Raw genomic sequence first — 17,695 nt, forward strand, 5'->3', positions numbered from 1 at the left:
TTTTACATGGTTGAGAAACAATCTACAGGAGGAAAAGTATTTAAGGTACTTAATTATACACTTCTTAGTGCATTAGGTTTTGTAACCTTCTACCCTTTTTTCTACATATTGATACTATCCTTAAACGATGGATATGATGCACTTAAGGGTGGATTATACTTCTGGCCTAGAGTTTTTACACTTGATAATTATATAAAAGCTTTTGAAGATCCATTAATACTTAATGCCTTCGGTGTTTCAATATTTCGTACTGTTGTTGGAACGTTTCTGTGCGTATTCCTGACAGCCTTAGCAGGATATGCACTATCTAGAAAGGATCTGCCTGGAAAAGGGATTATAACATTCTTCTTTTTCTTTACAACAATATTTACTGGCGGATTAATACCATTTTTCATATTACTTAGAAGTCTTCGTTTGACAAGCAGCATATGGATTTACATATTACCGTACCTATACCAGTTTTTCAATATTATAATTATGCGAACATATTTCCAGACCATACCAGAGGAATTAAGGGAATCTGCCACTATAGACGGATGTGGGGAATTGAAGATATTCCTGAAGATATATTTGCCCCTTTCTCTTCCTATGATTGCAACAATAACATTATTCTATGGAGTTGGACATTGGAATGATTGGTTTGTAGGTGCATTCTTTGTATCTGATAAAAAACTAAAACCAGCAGCTACAATATTACAGAAAATACTTAGTGAAACCAATTTTGAGCAAGCTACTGATACGAAGAACATGAATTATAATATTAGTCGTGCTAAGACAACGCCAGAAGCCCTGAGAATGGCATTTCTAATGATAATCACTCTGCCAATAGTATGTGTTTATCCGTTTTTGCAAAAATATTTTGTCAAAGGTATTATGATAGGTTCAATAAAAGGGTAATTAAGTATTTATCCATTGCATTTTATTTTGTAATGGTTAGATAGATATATAAAATAATTTAGGGAGGTTTTCACATGAAAAGAAATATGAAAAGATTTTTCTGTACAGTAATGGTAATTATGTTGACTTTTTCAATTTTCACAGGTTGTAGCAAAGATAAGGAAACTAATATAACCAATACTGATGATGGTAGTAAGAATGAAGCTGATAATAATAAGGAGCCAATAGTGGTTAAAGTGTTCTCTTGCTGGAATGGTTCAAGTGGTAATGCGCCAAGAGACCATTATGATAATGTAGTAGCAAAAAAACTTTTGGAAGAAACAGGTGTAATTCTTGATATTGAATATGCCACTTCCTCAGAATCAGAGAATCTCAATATGATGTTCTCATCAGGGGATGTTCCTTATGATTTGGTTACTGCACCTTATTGGGGCGGTAATGGAGGAGAAACTGCAATAATTAAAAGAGCCAGTAGTCAAGGTATGGTAATGCCTCTAGAAGATTTACTTGACGAATACGGTCCAAATATCAAGGAATTCGAAAAAGGATGTGCCAAAGATTTTCTGGAAAACGATATTTACTGCAAGGAATTTGACGGACATACATATGTTATCCCGTATCAATTACCTGCTACACCAGAAGACAACAAAAACTGGGGATACTGCGTATATGTACGTAAGGACATCATGGAAGATCTAGGTTGGAAACCAGAAGATTTTGACCACTCAGAAAAAATATATGAGTTCTTGAAAGAAGTAAAAGAGGGAGATTTCCAAGATGCTAATGGAAATCCTGTGATTCCAGCAGGTAACTGGCACAATGGATGGGATTATAATCAATTAACACGTTCATATCACACTGGTTATATGTGTGGATTCTGGGTAGATCCTGATACAGATAAAGCTATTGTAGATAGAAGAGGTCCATTAGTTGTTGATGAGATATTATTTATGAGAAAATTAGTATCTGAAGGCTTATTTGACCCTGAAGCTTTTAGACAAAATGATACTATAGCAAAAGAAAAACATGCTGTCGGTAAATATGCTCTACATGGAGTTCACTATTTCCATCAAAAAGATTTTTATAAAAACACTTTATACAAAGAGCATCCAGAAATGGAATATGTTCCAGTAGGTCCAATCAAAAACAGCAGAGGACAAACTGGCGGTAATGCATTAAAAGGTAGAGCAGGATCACCTGCATGGTTCATACCAGCAGATACAGATGAAAAAATAGCAGAAGCAGCCATAAAAGCTATTAACTATCTAAATAGTAAAGAAGGTAAGCTGTTAGCTTTTTATGGACTTGAAGGCGTACATTATGATATGGTTGAGGGAAAACCAAAGATGAAAAAAGAATATATTGATATGAATAAGGAGGGTAATCTCAAGACAGAAACAGGTATTCAAGGAGAATACAGAGAATTTATCTCGCTCTATCCATATATAAGTGAATGGGGTGAATTTACTCCAGGTGAATCAGAAATACCTGATGCAGCTTATGAACATATCATCAAAGATATCGTCCCTGACACAATTGTAGAAGGTTATAGAGCCAGCAACTTCATAAATAACTACGAAAAGAAAGATGAAATCAATGAACTATTAAACGGAGATCTATGGCGTGACTACAGGGAAAGAGCATACTTCGCTTCATCAGACGAAGAAGCTAAAAAGATTATTGATGAATATTGTAAATACTTAATTGATGGGGGAATCCTAGAATACGAAGAATTCATCAACAGTGAAGCAGATAAAAGAGATGATAAAGTTTTATTCTAAGGAGTTTGTTTTAAAGTATTATATTAAAAGAATTATTAAAAAGTTAAGTTGTCAAGTTAAACCAAGGATTAAATATAAGTTCTTGGTTTGGGACTAAAATAGACAACGGTGGTATATTGAAATCATATATAGTGATAATTACTCTCGTTACGTTTGTTGCTTCTAGCTGTTTATAAGGGATGGCAACAAGCCGTAAAGGTCGTTATTATCACTATATATGATTTTCTTTACATTTACCACTCTTTAGACAGTTAAAAAGTGATTTTAGCCTATAAAATCTTTACTGCTCGGTTTCATAGTTATTCCGTTATTGGAGAATATTATATGGTCAGAAATCTATCAATTAGCGTAATAATTAAATAAATCTTTTCAATAAAGTTAAATAATAGACTTTGTAGACAATCGGAAACCAAGAATTAATAACTAGTTCTTAGTTTGATTTTTTAACATGTATTATTGAGGCATATTGAAAACATGATTGAAATATCGAGCGTAAATAGTATAGGGGAATATGGAGCAGTGAGCCATGGACGGCGAACTCAGCCCTTTAAACATGGACGTTTAATGGGCTGACGGAATATTCCCCTATACTATTGGAGCGACTGTTGCCTACCAATATTATATCTCTACCAATTATTAGGAATTAACAAAAAAATAAAAAAAAACTTGACATTTACCCTTTTATTCTATATAGTTAAGAACTAATAAAACAATTTTTAAAACAATACTACGAAATTATAAAATATAAAATATAGAATAAGAAGTGATATTATGATAGATTTAAATAAGAACCTAAACTCAAATTCATATTATTTTTACTTTTTTAGCTGGGGCTTTTACTTTTTTAGCGCTGGTTATTTTGCATTAAAAAAATTGAATGTATTTGAGAAAAACTATTATAAGAAGCTAATAACGAATTTTTAAATGATGAAATTTAAAGAAGCTCTTAGGAGCTTCTTTTTTTTATATATTAATTAAGAATACTATGCGCAAAGTATTTATTATAAGTAAATCAACTGTTGTTTTATAAATAAGAGCTTTATAAATATGAATGGAGGAATAACAAATGGTTATAGTAATGAAAGCTAAAACACCAAGAGCAAATATTGATAAATTAATTAAAAAGTTAGAAGATATGGGATTAGGTGTCCATGAAACAATTGGGCAGAACTACAGTATATTAGGATTGATTGGAGATACAAGCAAATTAAATAAAGAGCAGATAGAAGTTTATGATGATGTAGAAAAAGTAATGAGAGTACAGCATCCTTTCAAATTGGCAAGTAGACTATTCCATCCAGAAGACTCAGTAATTACCGTTGGGAATACAAAAGTAGGTGGAGATAATCTAACTATCATAGCAGGTCCTTGCTCTGTTGAGACTGAGGAACAAATGATAGAGGTTGCCAGAGATGTTAAAAGAGCAGGAGCTACTTTACTTCGTGGAGGGGCTTACAAACCTAGAAGTTCACCATATAGTTTCCAAGGACTTGGTGAAGATGGATTAAAATTGTTAAAGAAGGCAAGTGAAGAGACAGGTCTACCTATTGTAACAGAAGCAATCTGTTTAGATACAATAGATGTAGTTGCCAAATATTCAGATGTAATTCAAATAGGAGCAAGAAATATGCAGAACTTCGCGCTTCTTAAAAAAGCAGGAAAATTAGGAAAACCTGTTTTATTGAAAAGAGGTTTGAGTGCTACTATTGAAGAATGGTTAATGGCTGCTGAATATATCATGTCAGAGGGAAATGAAGATGTAATTTTATGTGAAAGAGGTATACGTACTTTTGAAACATATACTAGAAATACTCTTGATCTAAGTGCAATACCTGTTATAAAAGAAATAAGCCATCTACCTATCATTGTTGACCCAAGTCATGCAACTGGTAAATGGAAAATGGTAAGACCTTTATCAAAAGGAGCTGTCGCAGTAGGAGCAGATGGTCTTATGATAGAAGTACACAATAATCCAGAATGCGCTTTATGTGATGGAGCTCAATCATTAAAACCATCAAAATTCAAGGAACTAATGGATGAGTTGAAGATCGTTTAATTATACTGAGATGAAAATGTTATGATTTGGTAACCTACCAATTGGAAAAGTATGCTATAATTATGTTACCTAAATGAATATGATGTAACTTAGAGGTGGAAAAATAATTATTAAACAGTCTAAAATGACAGTAAGGGGGATATTAGTGAATAAGAAGATAGTAATATTGTTAGTAAGTATTCTGGTAACTTTAAATATAGCAGCTGTTCCTGCATCAGCAGCTACTGATAGACAAAACTATGCAGGGGATCAGTTACATACACTTGGACTTTTAAAAGGTTATACTGATGGTACACTTGCATTGGATAATAATATTAGAAGATCAGAAGTTACAGCTCTCCTAGTAAGAGCATTAGGCTATAGCGACAAAGAAGTACCAGGTGAAGGGAAACAATTTAGTGATGTAAAAGCCGATTATTGGGCTGTTCCAGATATACAAAAAGCTTATAAATTAAAGTTGATTGTAGGAGATACTGGAGGAACATTCAGACCACTTGATAATATAAGTTATGCAGAAGTTGTAACCATATTGGTTAATGCATTAGGTAAAAATGATAATCTTGAAGGAGAATGGCCAACCAACTATATTGATAGAGCAAAAGAAATAGGTATCATCCCTCAAGAGAACAACGGAGATATAAGAAGAAAAGTCACTAGAGGTGAAGTAAGTGTCTTAATATGGGATACCATATTAGTTAATCTTAATAAATAAAATATTAAATAATAAATGGACTCTGTTAAGCCTGCTGATGTAAACATCAGTAACAGCTACCAAGAGTCTGTTTTTTATTATTATAAATGATATTTAGTAATATCGAGCGTAAATAGTATAGGGGAATATGGAGCAGTGAGCCATGGACGGCGAACTCAGCAATGTTAAACATGGACGTTTAATTTGCTGACGAAATATTCCCCTATACTATTTTCGCGACTGTTAGGTTGATAATTAAACCCTCAATTTCCCATAAAACATATTATTCAATTGTTTTATAGTATATTCTACAAAAAATAGTTTGATTTTAATTACATAATTTTCCAATATTTTTTTTATATTAGTGTTAAAATACTTAAGAGGGATAAGTGTATATTAGATTTTATATTGGACAAAATAAATAAAAGCACTAAAATAAGTAGAATCATTAATATAATTAAATAAGGAGTTGTTTTGATATGCGTAATGTTACATCTGATGTACTTGTTGCATATGCTTCCAAACATGGGAGTACCGAAAAAATAGCGCACTGGATTGGAAAAGAGATCAGAGGAAATGTAGATGTACTAAATGTAAATAACGTTCATAATCTAAATTATGATTATATTATATTGGGAACACCTATATATGAACACGAACCTCTTCCAGAAATGAGTAGTTTTATCAATAGAAATAAAGACCAGCTGGAAAACAAGAAAAAATCTGTCTTTGTAGTTTCTTCTGATAATGAAGTAAGATCAAAAAGAGAAATGAATATTGAGGCGTTTACTAATATCATTCCAGGAGAAGTTAATCAAACTGCAGTATTTGCAGGAGAAATCGACAATAGCGAGTTAAGTTCCAAAGAGTTAGAGAGTGTAAATAGTTATATGAATTCTATTTCAAAACCCACAGGTAGTTATAGTAAATTGAATGAGAAAAAATGCAGAGAATATGGTAAATCACTTAATAGGTTTATTTAGCGTATAGCTTTATGATTAATGCATCTAGTAAGCCTATATATACATCTTAAGTTATGTATATATAGACTTATTATTTGTAATGATATTTATCCAAAAGATATGATAAAAAAGTACAACTTATGCATTCACAAAATTTACTAATATATCATTTTTTTACAAAAGAAAAAATAAATTATAATAAGGGTTAGAATTTATATAGAGGGAGGATGCTCTAATGGAGGAACCAAAGAATAATAAGAAAAAAAGAAAATGGTTACTAGTAACAATAATCACTATAATAGTAGTTATTGTCGCTTTAGCATGCTATTTTTTTATAAGATACAAAAATATGGAAAAGGTTGTAAAAAGAGATGTCATCTACGAAGGAATAAGTATTGAGGGGATAGACATAGGTGGTTTATCTAAAGAAGAAGCATTAGACAAAATGAAAGTGATTATCGATGAAAAAATATTTGATAAAGAAATAAAAATATCATATGAAGATAAGATATATACTAAACCATATAATTACTTTGAATTCAAATCCAATTATATAGAAATTGTAGATAAAGCCTATAATCTATTCAAGACAGGGAAATTAAAAGAACGATATAATAAAATTAATAAATTAAAAGAAGATAAAATTGATTATAGTGTAGAAAACGTATATAATGAAGAGAAAATAAAAGAATTTGTTAGTTCTATCAAAAATGACTTTAATATAGAGCCAAAAAATGCTATAATACATAGAAAAAATAGTGAATTTATTATAGACAAAGAAGTTAATGGCTTAAAATTGAATGTTGATACGAACGTAGCCAATCTAAAAAATGCGATTGACAATTTTAAACAAGAATTAGAACTTGTTGTTGAGGTAACAAAACCAAAATACACCAAAGAATATTATAGCAATATAAAAGAAGTAATAGGTGAATATAGCACTGCACACAATAATAATAAAGCAAGAACTCAGAATCTAAGAATTGCGTGTAATAAAATAAATGGAACCATTTTATATCCTGGTCAAGACTTTGCTACCCATGTAGCAATAAGTCCTATAAGTTCAAAAAATGGGTATAGAGAAGCCCCTATAATCATTTCAGGCGAAGTAAAAGATGGTCTTGGTGGAGGAATATGCCAAGTAGCTACTACTCTATATAATGCTGTTCTAATGGCAGAACTGAAAGTAATTGAAAGACAAAATCATTCTATGCCAGTATCTTATATAGAAAAAGGCAAAGATGCTACAATGTCAGGTAGTCATGTGGATTTTGTTTTTGAAAACAGTAGCAACTATCCAATATATATTGAAAGTTTTGTATATGGTGGTAAACTCTGTATGAGATTATTTGGTAACGACGAGAGAAATAGTAGCAGAAAGATTAAATTCCAATCAGAAATCATTCAAAAGATATCTCCACCAAAAGCTACTTATATAACAGATAGTTCCTTGGCACCAGGTGCAAAGGTTACAAAAAGAAAAGCAATAAATGGTTATAAAGTAAAATTATATAAATTAATTTATGTAAATGATAAATTAACGGATAAACAATTAGTAAATACCAGTTATTATAAGCCAGTTGGTGCTATAATAAGAGTAGGCAAGAAAAAGGTAGCTGAAGCAAATGAACCTGTTGAAACTATGGAAGCGACTAATGTAATAGAGGAAGAAGAAACAGTAGAAACATTGAAGACTATAGATGATGATGAAAAAATTACTGAAGATACTGTAAAAGGTACTGAAGAAATGGAAGAAGAAATTGTAGAAGATATAGAAGAAGATATAAAAATAGATATAGAAAAAGATGTAGAAGAAGATATAGAAAAGAATACTGAAAATAGTATTTCAGATGATAAGATGGATAATAATTCAGAAGAAGAATTAGAAAAAGCCATAGATGATACTGTTTCGATTCAAGAAGATTCAGAAAACATAGAAGATATGGAAAAAAATGAAGAAGCTACAGACGAAGGAGTCGATAAAGATGAAGCTGGGAAAAGTACCGGAGACAGTACTTAAGAGATCTATATTTAAACAACTTAGTACACATAGAGATGAAGTCATTGTTAGACCTAATGTTGGTGAAGATTGCTCAGCAATAAAATTTGATAAAGATGAAGTATGTGTTGTATCCACTGATCCTATAACAGGTGCAGTAAAGGATATTGGTTCACTAGCTGTTAACATAACAGCCAATGACTTAGCTTCTAGTGGTGCTGAACCTGTAGGCATCTTACTTACATTACTTCTTCCAGAAGGTTTTATGGAAGAAGAATTGAAAGAAATCATGAAAGATGTTAATTATCAATGTAATCTATTAAATATTGAGGTAATGGGCGGTCATACAGAAGTAACTAATGCAGTGAATAAGCCTATTATCTCAGTAACTGGAATTGGTAAAGCCCATGAAAACAAGCTAGTCCTAACAGGAAAAGCAGAAGTGGGACAAGACATAGTTATAACAAAGTGGGCAGGACTTGAAGGTACTGCAATTATTACTAAAGATAATGAGGATAAGCTAAGAGAACATTTTAATTCAGATCTTATTGATAATGCAATGAAGCTAGGTGATTACATATCTGTTGTAGAAGAAGCAAAAATAGCAGTGGAATATGGAGCCACATCCATGCATGATGTAACAGAAGGTGGTGTGTTTGGAGCTTTATGGGAAGTCGCCGCTTGTTCTAACGTAGGTTTAGAAGTTAAACTTGAAGATATTCCTATTAAACAAGAAACCATTGAGATATGCGAATATTATAATCTGAATCCTTATAAATTAATTTCTAGTGGATGTATGATTATTACTACATATAATGGGGAACTGCTGGTAGAAAAGTTAGAAAAAGCAGGAATTGCTGGTTCAGTAATAGGTAAAATAGTAGAAGGAAAAGATAAGATAGTTATTCAATCTGATACCAGAAGAGCATTGACCCCACCAAAGACAGATGAATTGTATAAAGTTATTAATGCCTAGATTAATAAATAAATGAAAGTGGAGGGACTATATATGAGACAAGAGATTTTAGGTATATTAGAACAGAATTGCAAGGTAACAGTTGATGATCTGGCCACAATATTAGATAATCCAAAAGAAGATATTGCAAAAGAGTTGACACAACTGGAAAAAGAACAGATTATATGTGGTTACCATACAATAATTAACTGGGATAAAACAAATATTCATAAGGTAACAGCATTGATTGAAGTAAAAGTAACACCACAAAGAGGACAAGGTTTTGATAAAATAGCTGAAAGAATCTATAGATTCAAAGAAGTTACAGCTGTTTATCTAATGTCAGGTGGTTTTGATTTAACAGTTATAATAGAAGGAAAAACAATGAAAGAAGTAGCATTATTCGTAGGACAAAAGTTAGCACCTCTTGAATCAGTATTAAGTACAGGTACTCACTTTGTACTTAAAAAATATAAAGACCATGGTATTATATTAGAAGAAAATAAAAAAGATGAAAGAATGGCGGTGACACCATGAGGTTAGAAGACAAGCTATCAAAAAAAGTAAAAGTTATTCCACCATCTGGTATTAGAAAATTTTTCGATATAGTATCTGAGATGGAAGATGCTATTTCATTAGGTGTAGGTGAACCTGATTTTGACACTCCTTGGAATATTAGGGAAGAAGGAATATATTCTCTAGAAAAAGGAAAGACTTTTTACACTTCCAATTCAGGTATGTTAGAGCTTAGAGATGAAATATGTAAATATCTAAAAAGAAAATTTGGATTAAACTATGATTACAAGTCAGAAACTTTGGTGACAGTTGGAGGTAGCGAAGGAATAGACCTAGCATTCAGAGCCCTTATCAATCCTGGTGATGAAGTATTAATTCCAGAACCTTGCTTTGTATCTTATAAGCCTTGTGCTTTTTTAGCAGGGGCAACTCCTGTTACTATACCATTAAAAGCGGAAAATGAGTTTAGATTAACACCAGAAGAAGTTGAAGAACATGTAACAGATAAGACAAAGATATTAGTATTATCATTCCCTAATAACCCAACAGGTGCTATTATGGATAAAGAAGATTTACAAAAGATAGCTGAAGTAGCTATAAAGCATGATTTGATTGTTTTATCAGATGAAATCTATGCAGAACTTACATATGGTGAAAAACATGTTTCTATAGCATCTCTAGATGGTATGAAAGATAGAACAATAGTCATAAACGGATTTTCAAAAGCATATTCCATGACAGGTTGGAGAATGGGTTATGCAGTAGGTCCAAAAGAAATAATAGGACCTATGACCAAAATACATCAATATGGAATTATGTGTGCGCCTACTACAAGTCAATATGCAGCTATTGAGGCAGTGAAAAACAGTGATTCAGATGTAGAAGAAATGAGAAAAGCATATAATGGTAGAAGAAAAGTAATGATTGAAGGTTTCAGAAGTATGGGACTTGAATGTTTTGAGCCATTAGGAGCTTTTTATCTGTTCCCATCGATTAAAAGAACAGGTTTAACATCAGAGGAATTCGCTAATAGATTACTTATGGAAGAAAAAGTTGCTGTAGTACCAGGTACAGCATTTGGTGACAGTGGTGAAGGATTCATCAGATGTTCTTATGCTTATAGTATCAATGATTTGAAATTGGCTATTAGTAGAATAGAAAAATTTGTAGGAAGATTAATCAAGTAACAAACAATATTAATATAATTATAATAGACTCTGTTTAGTAAAAAAAGCTAAATAGAGTCTATTTTTATTTTATTATAAATCATGCTTCCTTAGTTTTGTGGATTGTTGTTGTATAATTTGTTTGGTGAATATAGCTTTAATTGTATGTTAATGATTCCAATAATTACATTGTTGATAAAATTAAAAATAAATGATATAATAATTTGAAAATAAAATATAATTTAAAAAAACAAACATTAAAGAAAAAGGAGATAGTTTTATGAAAAAAGTATTTATGATGGTATTGATTGGGGTTTTAATGTTATCTAATGTGAATATTTGTAGGGCAGATACAGGACCTATTCAGGTTCAAGGACTTATTACTATTCCTGAAGGTTATGAAGATGAAAGCTTTACTATAACAACAAATATCTACAATAATGGTACAGGTTATAGAAACGTAACTATAATAATACAAGACAATGATATTAACCTAAGTGTTGATAAAACTCAACTAAGAATACCAGGTAATCAAGGTATCAATATAAAAATTACTGGGACATACCCAAAAGCAGATAACAACAATATATTTGCTAATTTGAAGATTGTGGATGATCTTAATTATACAAATGACCAAGAGATTCATTTTTTTGCTCCAAGTATTTTGAAAAAAGATACTGACGATCCAAATGACCCTACAGATCCAACAGACCCTACAAATCCTACATATCCAAGTTCCAGACTATCACAGGTTACCAATGTTCAGATTCGTTATGATGAAGCAAAACAATCTTATATAGTCACTTGGGATCCTGTAAAAAATGCAAAAGGATACATGATAGAAATGTACAAAAATACAAGTGATAATAGAGATCAATATAAAAATGTATTAACGAACCAAGTAGAATTCAAAACATGTGAAGTGGGAAAATGTAGAGGTTTCAGTAAAGTAATATTCAAAATATATGCATATAGTCCTAAACGTTTAGCTAGTCATAGTATTGCATCATGGTGTTCAACTGCTAGGAGGAGTGGGAAGAATTTTGGTACAATGGATTGGTATGAGTATATAGAACAAGAATCTGAGAATACTCAACCACGAAGGGGTACAGGTAGTCATGCTGGAAATACAGGAAATACAAATACAGGAAATGGTAGCAGTACTAGAAGACCTAGTCGTCGATAAGGTTCTGTAATAGCCATTAACCAGTAAACTAAAAGCCCTCTAGATAATATTTATTTATATTAATCTAGAGGGCTTTTATGTTTACACAGGAGTAGTTATATACTCGTCTGTTTATTATTTGTTGTTCTTACAATTTGCACATACTCCATAAAAGAATATTTTTTCATACATGATTTCAAAATCAGTATCTTCTTCAACATATTTCTTAAGATTCTCCAATTTCATAGTGTCCAAGTCAAAAACCTTGTGACATTCTAAGCATATCATGTGTGGATGAGCTTTGACATTGGCATCATATCTAAAGCTGTCTTCTCCTACATTGAATTCTTGAACTAATTCTGCTTTTTTTAGAGTGTCTAGAGTTTTATATACAGTGGCTAAACTCATTGTTGGATGTGTTTCTTGTAAGCATTTATAGATATGTTCTGCACTAGGATGCTCTTTGCTGTCATATAATATTTTGAATATAGCGATTCGTTGAGGAGTAACTTTTAATTTGTGTGCTTTTAATAGCTCAGCTATATGTTGCATACCACAGTCTCCTTTCAATAATAATTATTATCTAGTAACTATTATACTATACTTATATAGTTTGTCAAGTTTTATAAAGGTATTTGAAATAGTTGGAATAATTATTCTGATAGACTTGAATTACTTTTTCTATAATTTCCAGGTGACATGCCTACATTTTTTTTGAAATCATTGCAAAAATAGTATTCGCTATTAAAGCCCACTTCTTTAGCTATTGTTGACATATCTTTACTAGTACATTTTAATAGATATGCAGCTTTTTTTAGTCTAACTTTTTTAATATATTGATTCACAGTTTCGCCCACTGAATTCTTGAACAGTCTAGAAAGGTGACTATAACTTACATGGACAGAATTAGCTACATCATTGACGTTGATATCTTGATAATAGTTATCTTCTATGAACTGTATAGTGTTGATGACAATATTGTTATCAAATGAATCATCTTTACTTCCTATATTGGATTTCAACTCTGATAAATCTTGGTTCGCATATTTAGACAGCTTAAGAACAATCTGAAAAAAGGCTAATTGAAGTTCTAATTCAGAAAATCCTTGTCTACCTAGCTCTAATAGATTCAATACTCCATTAAGAATAGTACCATCATCTGTCAGAGGTTCTGAACCAGTGGCGTATATAGATTCTATCAATTGCTTTGATTTGATTAGATTTAATTGTTCATTATTAAAAGCACTGTTAGTCACAATCTCCCAGCGCATAGAAAAACCAGTATGTCCAATTCCATCTTCTTGACAATGAGAATGTAATACTCCAGGTGCTAATGTATAAAACTGCCCTGGAGTAATTTTACGTTTTATTCCGTTAGATGTGGTGAAAACATAATTATCGGTTATATAATGAAATTCAAAGAAAGAATGTTTATGCTTGCTCACATTCCAATCAGGATCAGTATCCATATAATGAATACCTAATATCTTTAACTGAATATTGTTTACTAATATATCTTTATAACATATCTTATTTAATAGCATGAAATCATCTTCATAATCTGATAAATCAATTTTTATATTTTCTCTCATACAGTTACAGCCTTTCTATTAAATATTTATTATATGTTACTTATACAGTATACCAAATATAAATATTCAATACAATAAACTATAACTTGATTTATTCAATTTACTATAAAGCTAAAATAGCCAATAGTCCTTTTACTAGAAGAAAAGTGTTTTGTGATTATATTGACGGTTACTTCGTAGCAAAATAGTATATGTATATGTGGAGTAGTGAGGCAGGACGCCGAACCCAGCATTTAATCTGACAGCCCTACTGGACTGTCAGAAATAATAATGGACTCGATGTCCATTATTATTTGTCGAGTTCAGGACGAACAAGTAGCTGGCGGAACATATACATATACTATTTTGCAAAAACCAAGTCAGAACAAAACATTTTTTCTGACCTACTGGTAATATAATTTATAATTACTTGAAAAGTTCATTCCATGTTTCAAATACTTGTTTCACATTTTCAGGTTTAGCACCTGGACCAAATTCACATTGTGCTATACATCCACCGTTATCCCATAGATTGTTTTTAACCAATTTTACTGCATCCTTGATTTCTTCTGTGCTTCCATAAGGTAATAGATTCTGTCTATCAATCTCACCCCAGAAAGTTATTTTACCTTTGAACTTGACTAGTTCATCCATCGGCATACAAAATAGTTGTGAATTAATCGCATCAAGACCTAATTCCACTAAATGAGGATAAATATCTAATATATATCCATCTGAATGCATAAATATTTTTTTGCCATGGCTATGAGCTATATCTATATAGTCCTTATACATCGGCTTGAAAAGCTCTTCCCATATACTAGGATTTATTAAAAGACTTTTTTGTGAACCCCAATCATCCATAAAAGATAATCCATCAACATCGGTTTCAGCCCATTTTGTCAATAGTTCACAGTAGAATTCATGCATTTTACCCATGAAATCAAGTAAACCTTGAGGTCTTAACATTAAATCAATAAATAGATTCTCAGTACCTCTAATGAATTGTAGCTGTTCAAAAGGTCTAGGACAGCAACCTCCAAAAACAAATTTATCTGAATTCTTGCAGAACTCATTTATTTTTTCTTTATCTATTGTTAACCATTCCCTAGGAATATGGATATTGTTTACATCTTTCCATTCTTCATCTTGGATCAATGGTTCTTTAACTTCGCCTATAATACCTTTTTGGTAATTCAAGAACTTACATCCCCATGCATCTGTAGACTCTCCAATATCTGTAGGGTCACCTTCTGAGATGTCCTTTTCAGCATAATAGCCTGGCGCTCCATCAAAATCATCAGGATAATCCTCATGTAACTTAGCCAATTCTTCAGGGTAATGGTTGTTAGCCCATGGTAATACCCATTTTTGCCTAGGTGCTCTTTCTGGATTATCAAAATTAAGTGTTTTGTATACTAATTCTCTTGAATTCATAGATTAATCCTCCCTATTTATTTAAGTTGAATTAAGTATAACAATATGGACACTGGTTTATTTAAGAAATCATATTATTTTTTTATAAAAAAATACTTTAAATCATATTACATAGTAAGATATATCCTATTTTGGGAATAATAAATGGTATAAAATACCAATATACAATTTATGAGTAATAGTATATAAGGTTGAACAAATAAGGGTAATATGGTAAAATATTTTTTATTGGAATATTTATTCAGATTTAGTATTTTTGATATTTCTAACGGAGATATGGACTAGAATTGAAAGGATGAATAGCATATGTCAGTAATAAATGTAGAATATATTAACCCATTTATTGGAGCAGCCCAAAAGATTTTAAAAGATGTATGTCAATTAGAAACTAAATTACAAAAGCCCTACTTGAAAGATGCAGAATATGAAGGAGACCTATTGGCTGTAATCATAGGTGTTACAGGTAATATAAAAGGACAAGTCATACTATCTCTTAATATTAGTACTGCATGCAATATAGCTTCTAAAATGATGATGGGTATGCCAGTTGAAGAATTGAATAATATGGCAAAAAGTGCTATTAGTGAATTATCAAATATGATACTAGGTAATGCAGCTACAGCATTATCACAAAAAGGATTGACAGTTGATATTACTCCACCATCAATATGTTTAGGTAAAGATATGAATATTATGGTTAACCATTCTAAGAATATATGTGTACCATTAAAATTTTCTGATGATAGTCTTTTCGAAATAAATATATCAATAGTGGAAGAATAGAAAATAAGGTGAATTGAAATGAACATATTATTACACGAACCAGAAATACCATATAACACTGGTAATATTGGAAGGACCTGTGTTGCTTCAGGTACAGCTTTACACTTAATTAAACCTTTAGGTTTTTTTATTGATGAAAAATCAGTAAAGAGAGCAGGACTTGATTATTGGGATGATTTAGAGTTATATTTATATGAAGATTTTGATGACTTTATTAGTAAAAATCCTAATGCAACTATTTACATGGCAACCACTAAAGCCAAAAAAACATATGCAGAAGTTAAATACGAAAAAGATAGTTTCATCATGTTCGGTAAAGAGAGTGCGGGAATACCAGAAGATATTCTAGTAAAATATCCAGATACAAGTATTAGAATACCAATGGAACCTAACATTAGATCATTGAATTTATCAAATGCAGTTGCTATAGTATTGTATGAATCTCTAAGACAACAAAATTTTGCTCATATGCAATTAGAAGGACAATTAAGGAATTATAAATGGTAAAAGGACAGCTTAGCTGTCCTTTTTAGTATAATGAAACTTTGTTTTTATAGAAATTTTTTAAGTTAACCGTTTTGTTTTATTCTGCAAATGTACGTAAAAGTCTTATTTTATGTCTAGCTACTTCAATAACTCTATCTCTTGCTATGCCCATAGCCGTTTTCAAAGGAATGTTTTTTCCACTCTCACTAAAAGCTTCTAATAATCCTTCATTATATGCTAATACTAAGTCTGTACCTATGTTTATTTTGGCAACACCTAATCTAACAATTTCAATAATATCTTCATCAGGGGTATTAGAGCCGCCATGGACAACAATTGGGATATTTACTTTATTTACGATTTTTTCAACTAGGTCAAAATCAATTTTTGGTTTTGATGAATAAATTCCGTGAGCAGTCCCTATAGAAACAGCTAAAGCATCTATATTAGTACGCTTAGCAAATTCTTCAGCCATATCAGGATCGGTAAGTCCGGAATTTCTAACGGATATGTCACTGTTAGCATCAAATATTTTTCCCAATTCTGCTTCGACTGAGACACCTCTCATATGAGCATAGGAGACTACCTTTTTGGTTATTGATATATTTTCTTCAAAATCGTCTGAAGATAAATCTATCATTACTCCTGTAAAACCACCATCAATACAATTTATTGCTTGCTCATAAGAGTTACCATGATCTAGACTTAATGAAATTGGAACTGTAGATTTTTTTGCTGCTACTTTAGTTAAAGCTGTCATGTAATCTATGCCAGCATAATCTAGATCAGCATGATATAGTTGTACGATTAATGGGGAATTTTCTAACTCAGCAGCTGTGGTAATAGCTTGGACTGTTTCCATATTAGACACATTTAAAGCAGGTACAGCGTATTTATGTACACGAGCATGATTCAACATTTCTGTAAAAGGAACAATACGCATAATAATTCTCCTTTCGATAATAATATTATTTTGTTGGTTACAATTTTAATAATATCACATGTTAATAATTATTACAATGAAAAAAATAAAGTAAAAATGCAATATAAAATTGACATTATATCTATAATATTGTATAATGTGACTAACAATAAAATCGAAAAAGTTATTAAATGGTATAAAAATGATTTTGATTAGAAATTTTATCTATATAATAATTATTTTTTAGATAATATTAATTGTTAAGATGATAGTATTAATTTTTCCACAAATTATATAAGGAAGGAGTT

16 protein-coding genes are annotated in these 17,695 nt (G+C 31.1%); 12 read left to right on the forward strand and 4 right to left on the reverse strand.

Going from position 1 to position 17,695, the window contains the following annotated elements:
- Nucleotides 1-6 precede the first annotated feature (6 nt).
- From HYG85_RS12555 to HYG85_RS12600, 10 genes are all read left to right on the forward strand, one after another.
- Nucleotides 7-897: a carbohydrate ABC transporter permease gene (locus tag HYG85_RS12555; RefSeq protein WP_212689936.1), complete on the forward strand. Its 891-nt coding sequence runs from the start codon at nt 7-9 to the stop codon at nt 895-897.
- A gap of 74 nt (nt 898-971) precedes the next feature.
- Entirely contained in the window at nt 972-2,678 is a 1,707-nt protein-coding gene (locus HYG85_RS12560; protein ID WP_212689937.1) for an extracellular solute-binding protein, read from the forward strand.
- A 1,066-nt stretch (nt 2,679-3,744) separates the two neighbouring features.
- Nucleotides 3,745-4,734, forward strand: a complete 990-nt coding sequence (gene aroF, locus HYG85_RS12565; protein ID WP_212689938.1) for a 3-deoxy-7-phosphoheptulonate synthase — start codon at nt 3,745-3,747, stop codon at nt 4,732-4,734.
- Between the two features lie 145 nt (nt 4,735-4,879).
- On the forward strand, nt 4,880-5,446 hold the full coding sequence (locus tag HYG85_RS12570; RefSeq protein WP_193774523.1) for an S-layer homology domain-containing protein: 567 nt from the start codon (nt 4,880-4,882) through the stop codon (nt 5,444-5,446).
- 458 nt (nt 5,447-5,904) lie between these two features.
- Nucleotides 5,905-6,408 carry a flavodoxin domain-containing protein gene (locus HYG85_RS12575; protein WP_113673260.1) on the forward strand — a complete coding sequence of 168 codons (504 nt, stop codon included), beginning with the start codon at nt 5,905-5,907 and terminating at the stop codon, nt 6,406-6,408.
- Between the two features lie 214 nt (nt 6,409-6,622).
- Nucleotides 6,623-8,407: a VanW family protein gene (locus HYG85_RS12580; RefSeq protein ID WP_212689939.1), complete on the forward strand. Its 1,785-nt coding sequence runs from the start codon at nt 6,623-6,625 to the stop codon at nt 8,405-8,407.
- The gene (locus tag HYG85_RS12585; RefSeq protein WP_113673262.1) at nt 8,373-9,362 is read left to right on the forward strand and encodes an AIR synthase family protein; all 990 of its coding nucleotides are present in this window, start codon (nt 8,373-8,375) and stop codon (nt 9,360-9,362) included. The genes HYG85_RS12580 and HYG85_RS12585 overlap by 35 nt, the downstream gene beginning before the upstream one ends.
- Before the next feature lie 33 nt (nt 9,363-9,395).
- Nucleotides 9,396-9,878 (forward strand): Lrp/AsnC family transcriptional regulator, encoded by a 483-nt coding sequence (locus HYG85_RS12590; protein WP_113673263.1) that lies wholly within the window; start codon nt 9,396-9,398, stop codon nt 9,876-9,878.
- Complete coding sequence (locus HYG85_RS12595; protein ID WP_212689940.1) at nt 9,875-11,044, forward strand: aminotransferase class I/II-fold pyridoxal phosphate-dependent enzyme; 1,170 nt, start codon at nt 9,875-9,877, stop codon at nt 11,042-11,044. Before HYG85_RS12590 ends, HYG85_RS12595 begins: the two co-directional genes overlap by 4 nt.
- Before the next feature lie 259 nt (nt 11,045-11,303).
- Complete coding sequence (locus tag HYG85_RS12600; RefSeq protein ID WP_212689941.1) at nt 11,304-12,209, forward strand: hypothetical protein; 906 nt, start codon at nt 11,304-11,306, stop codon at nt 12,207-12,209.
- A 114-nt stretch (nt 12,210-12,323) separates the two neighbouring features.
- Here the strand turns inward: HYG85_RS12600 and HYG85_RS12605 are convergent, their stop codons facing one another.
- The 3 genes from HYG85_RS12605 to HYG85_RS12615 all read right to left on the reverse strand — a co-directional run bounded on the left by HYG85_RS12605 (nt 12,324) and on the right by HYG85_RS12615 (nt 15,196).
- Nucleotides 12,324-12,740: a transcriptional regulator PerR gene (locus HYG85_RS12605; protein WP_212689942.1), complete on the reverse strand. Its 417-nt coding sequence runs from the start codon at nt 12,738-12,740 to the stop codon at nt 12,324-12,326.
- A gap of 101 nt (nt 12,741-12,841) precedes the next feature.
- Nucleotides 12,842-13,780: an AraC family transcriptional regulator gene (locus tag HYG85_RS12610; protein WP_212689943.1), complete on the reverse strand. Its 939-nt coding sequence runs from the start codon at nt 13,778-13,780 to the stop codon at nt 12,842-12,844.
- Between the two features lie 405 nt (nt 13,781-14,185).
- Complete coding sequence (locus HYG85_RS12615) at nt 14,186-15,196, reverse strand: uroporphyrinogen decarboxylase family protein (RefSeq protein ID WP_212689944.1); 1,011 nt, start codon at nt 15,194-15,196, stop codon at nt 14,186-14,188.
- A gap of 306 nt (nt 15,197-15,502) precedes the next feature.
- Here HYG85_RS12615 and HYG85_RS12620 point away from each other — a divergent pair, with 306 nt between their 5' ends.
- On the forward strand, nt 15,503-15,979 hold the full coding sequence (locus HYG85_RS12620) for a chemotaxis protein CheX (RefSeq protein ID WP_193774524.1): 477 nt from the start codon (nt 15,503-15,505) through the stop codon (nt 15,977-15,979).
- An 18-nt stretch (nt 15,980-15,997) separates the two neighbouring features.
- Nucleotides 15,998-16,486 (forward strand): tRNA (cytidine(34)-2'-O)-methyltransferase, encoded by a 489-nt coding sequence (locus HYG85_RS12625; RefSeq protein ID WP_113673269.1) that lies wholly within the window; start codon nt 15,998-16,000, stop codon nt 16,484-16,486.
- Between the two features lie 76 nt (nt 16,487-16,562).
- Here the strand turns inward: HYG85_RS12625 and HYG85_RS12630 are convergent, their stop codons facing one another.
- On the reverse strand, nt 16,563-17,408 hold the full coding sequence (locus HYG85_RS12630; RefSeq protein ID WP_212689945.1) for a class II fructose-bisphosphate aldolase: 846 nt from the start codon (nt 17,406-17,408) through the stop codon (nt 16,563-16,565).
- Between the last annotated feature and the right edge of the window lie 287 nt (nt 17,409-17,695).

The organism is Vallitalea guaymasensis, from assembly GCF_018141425.1.
Lineage (GTDB): Bacteria > Bacillota > Clostridia > Lachnospirales > Vallitaleaceae > Vallitalea > Vallitalea guaymasensis.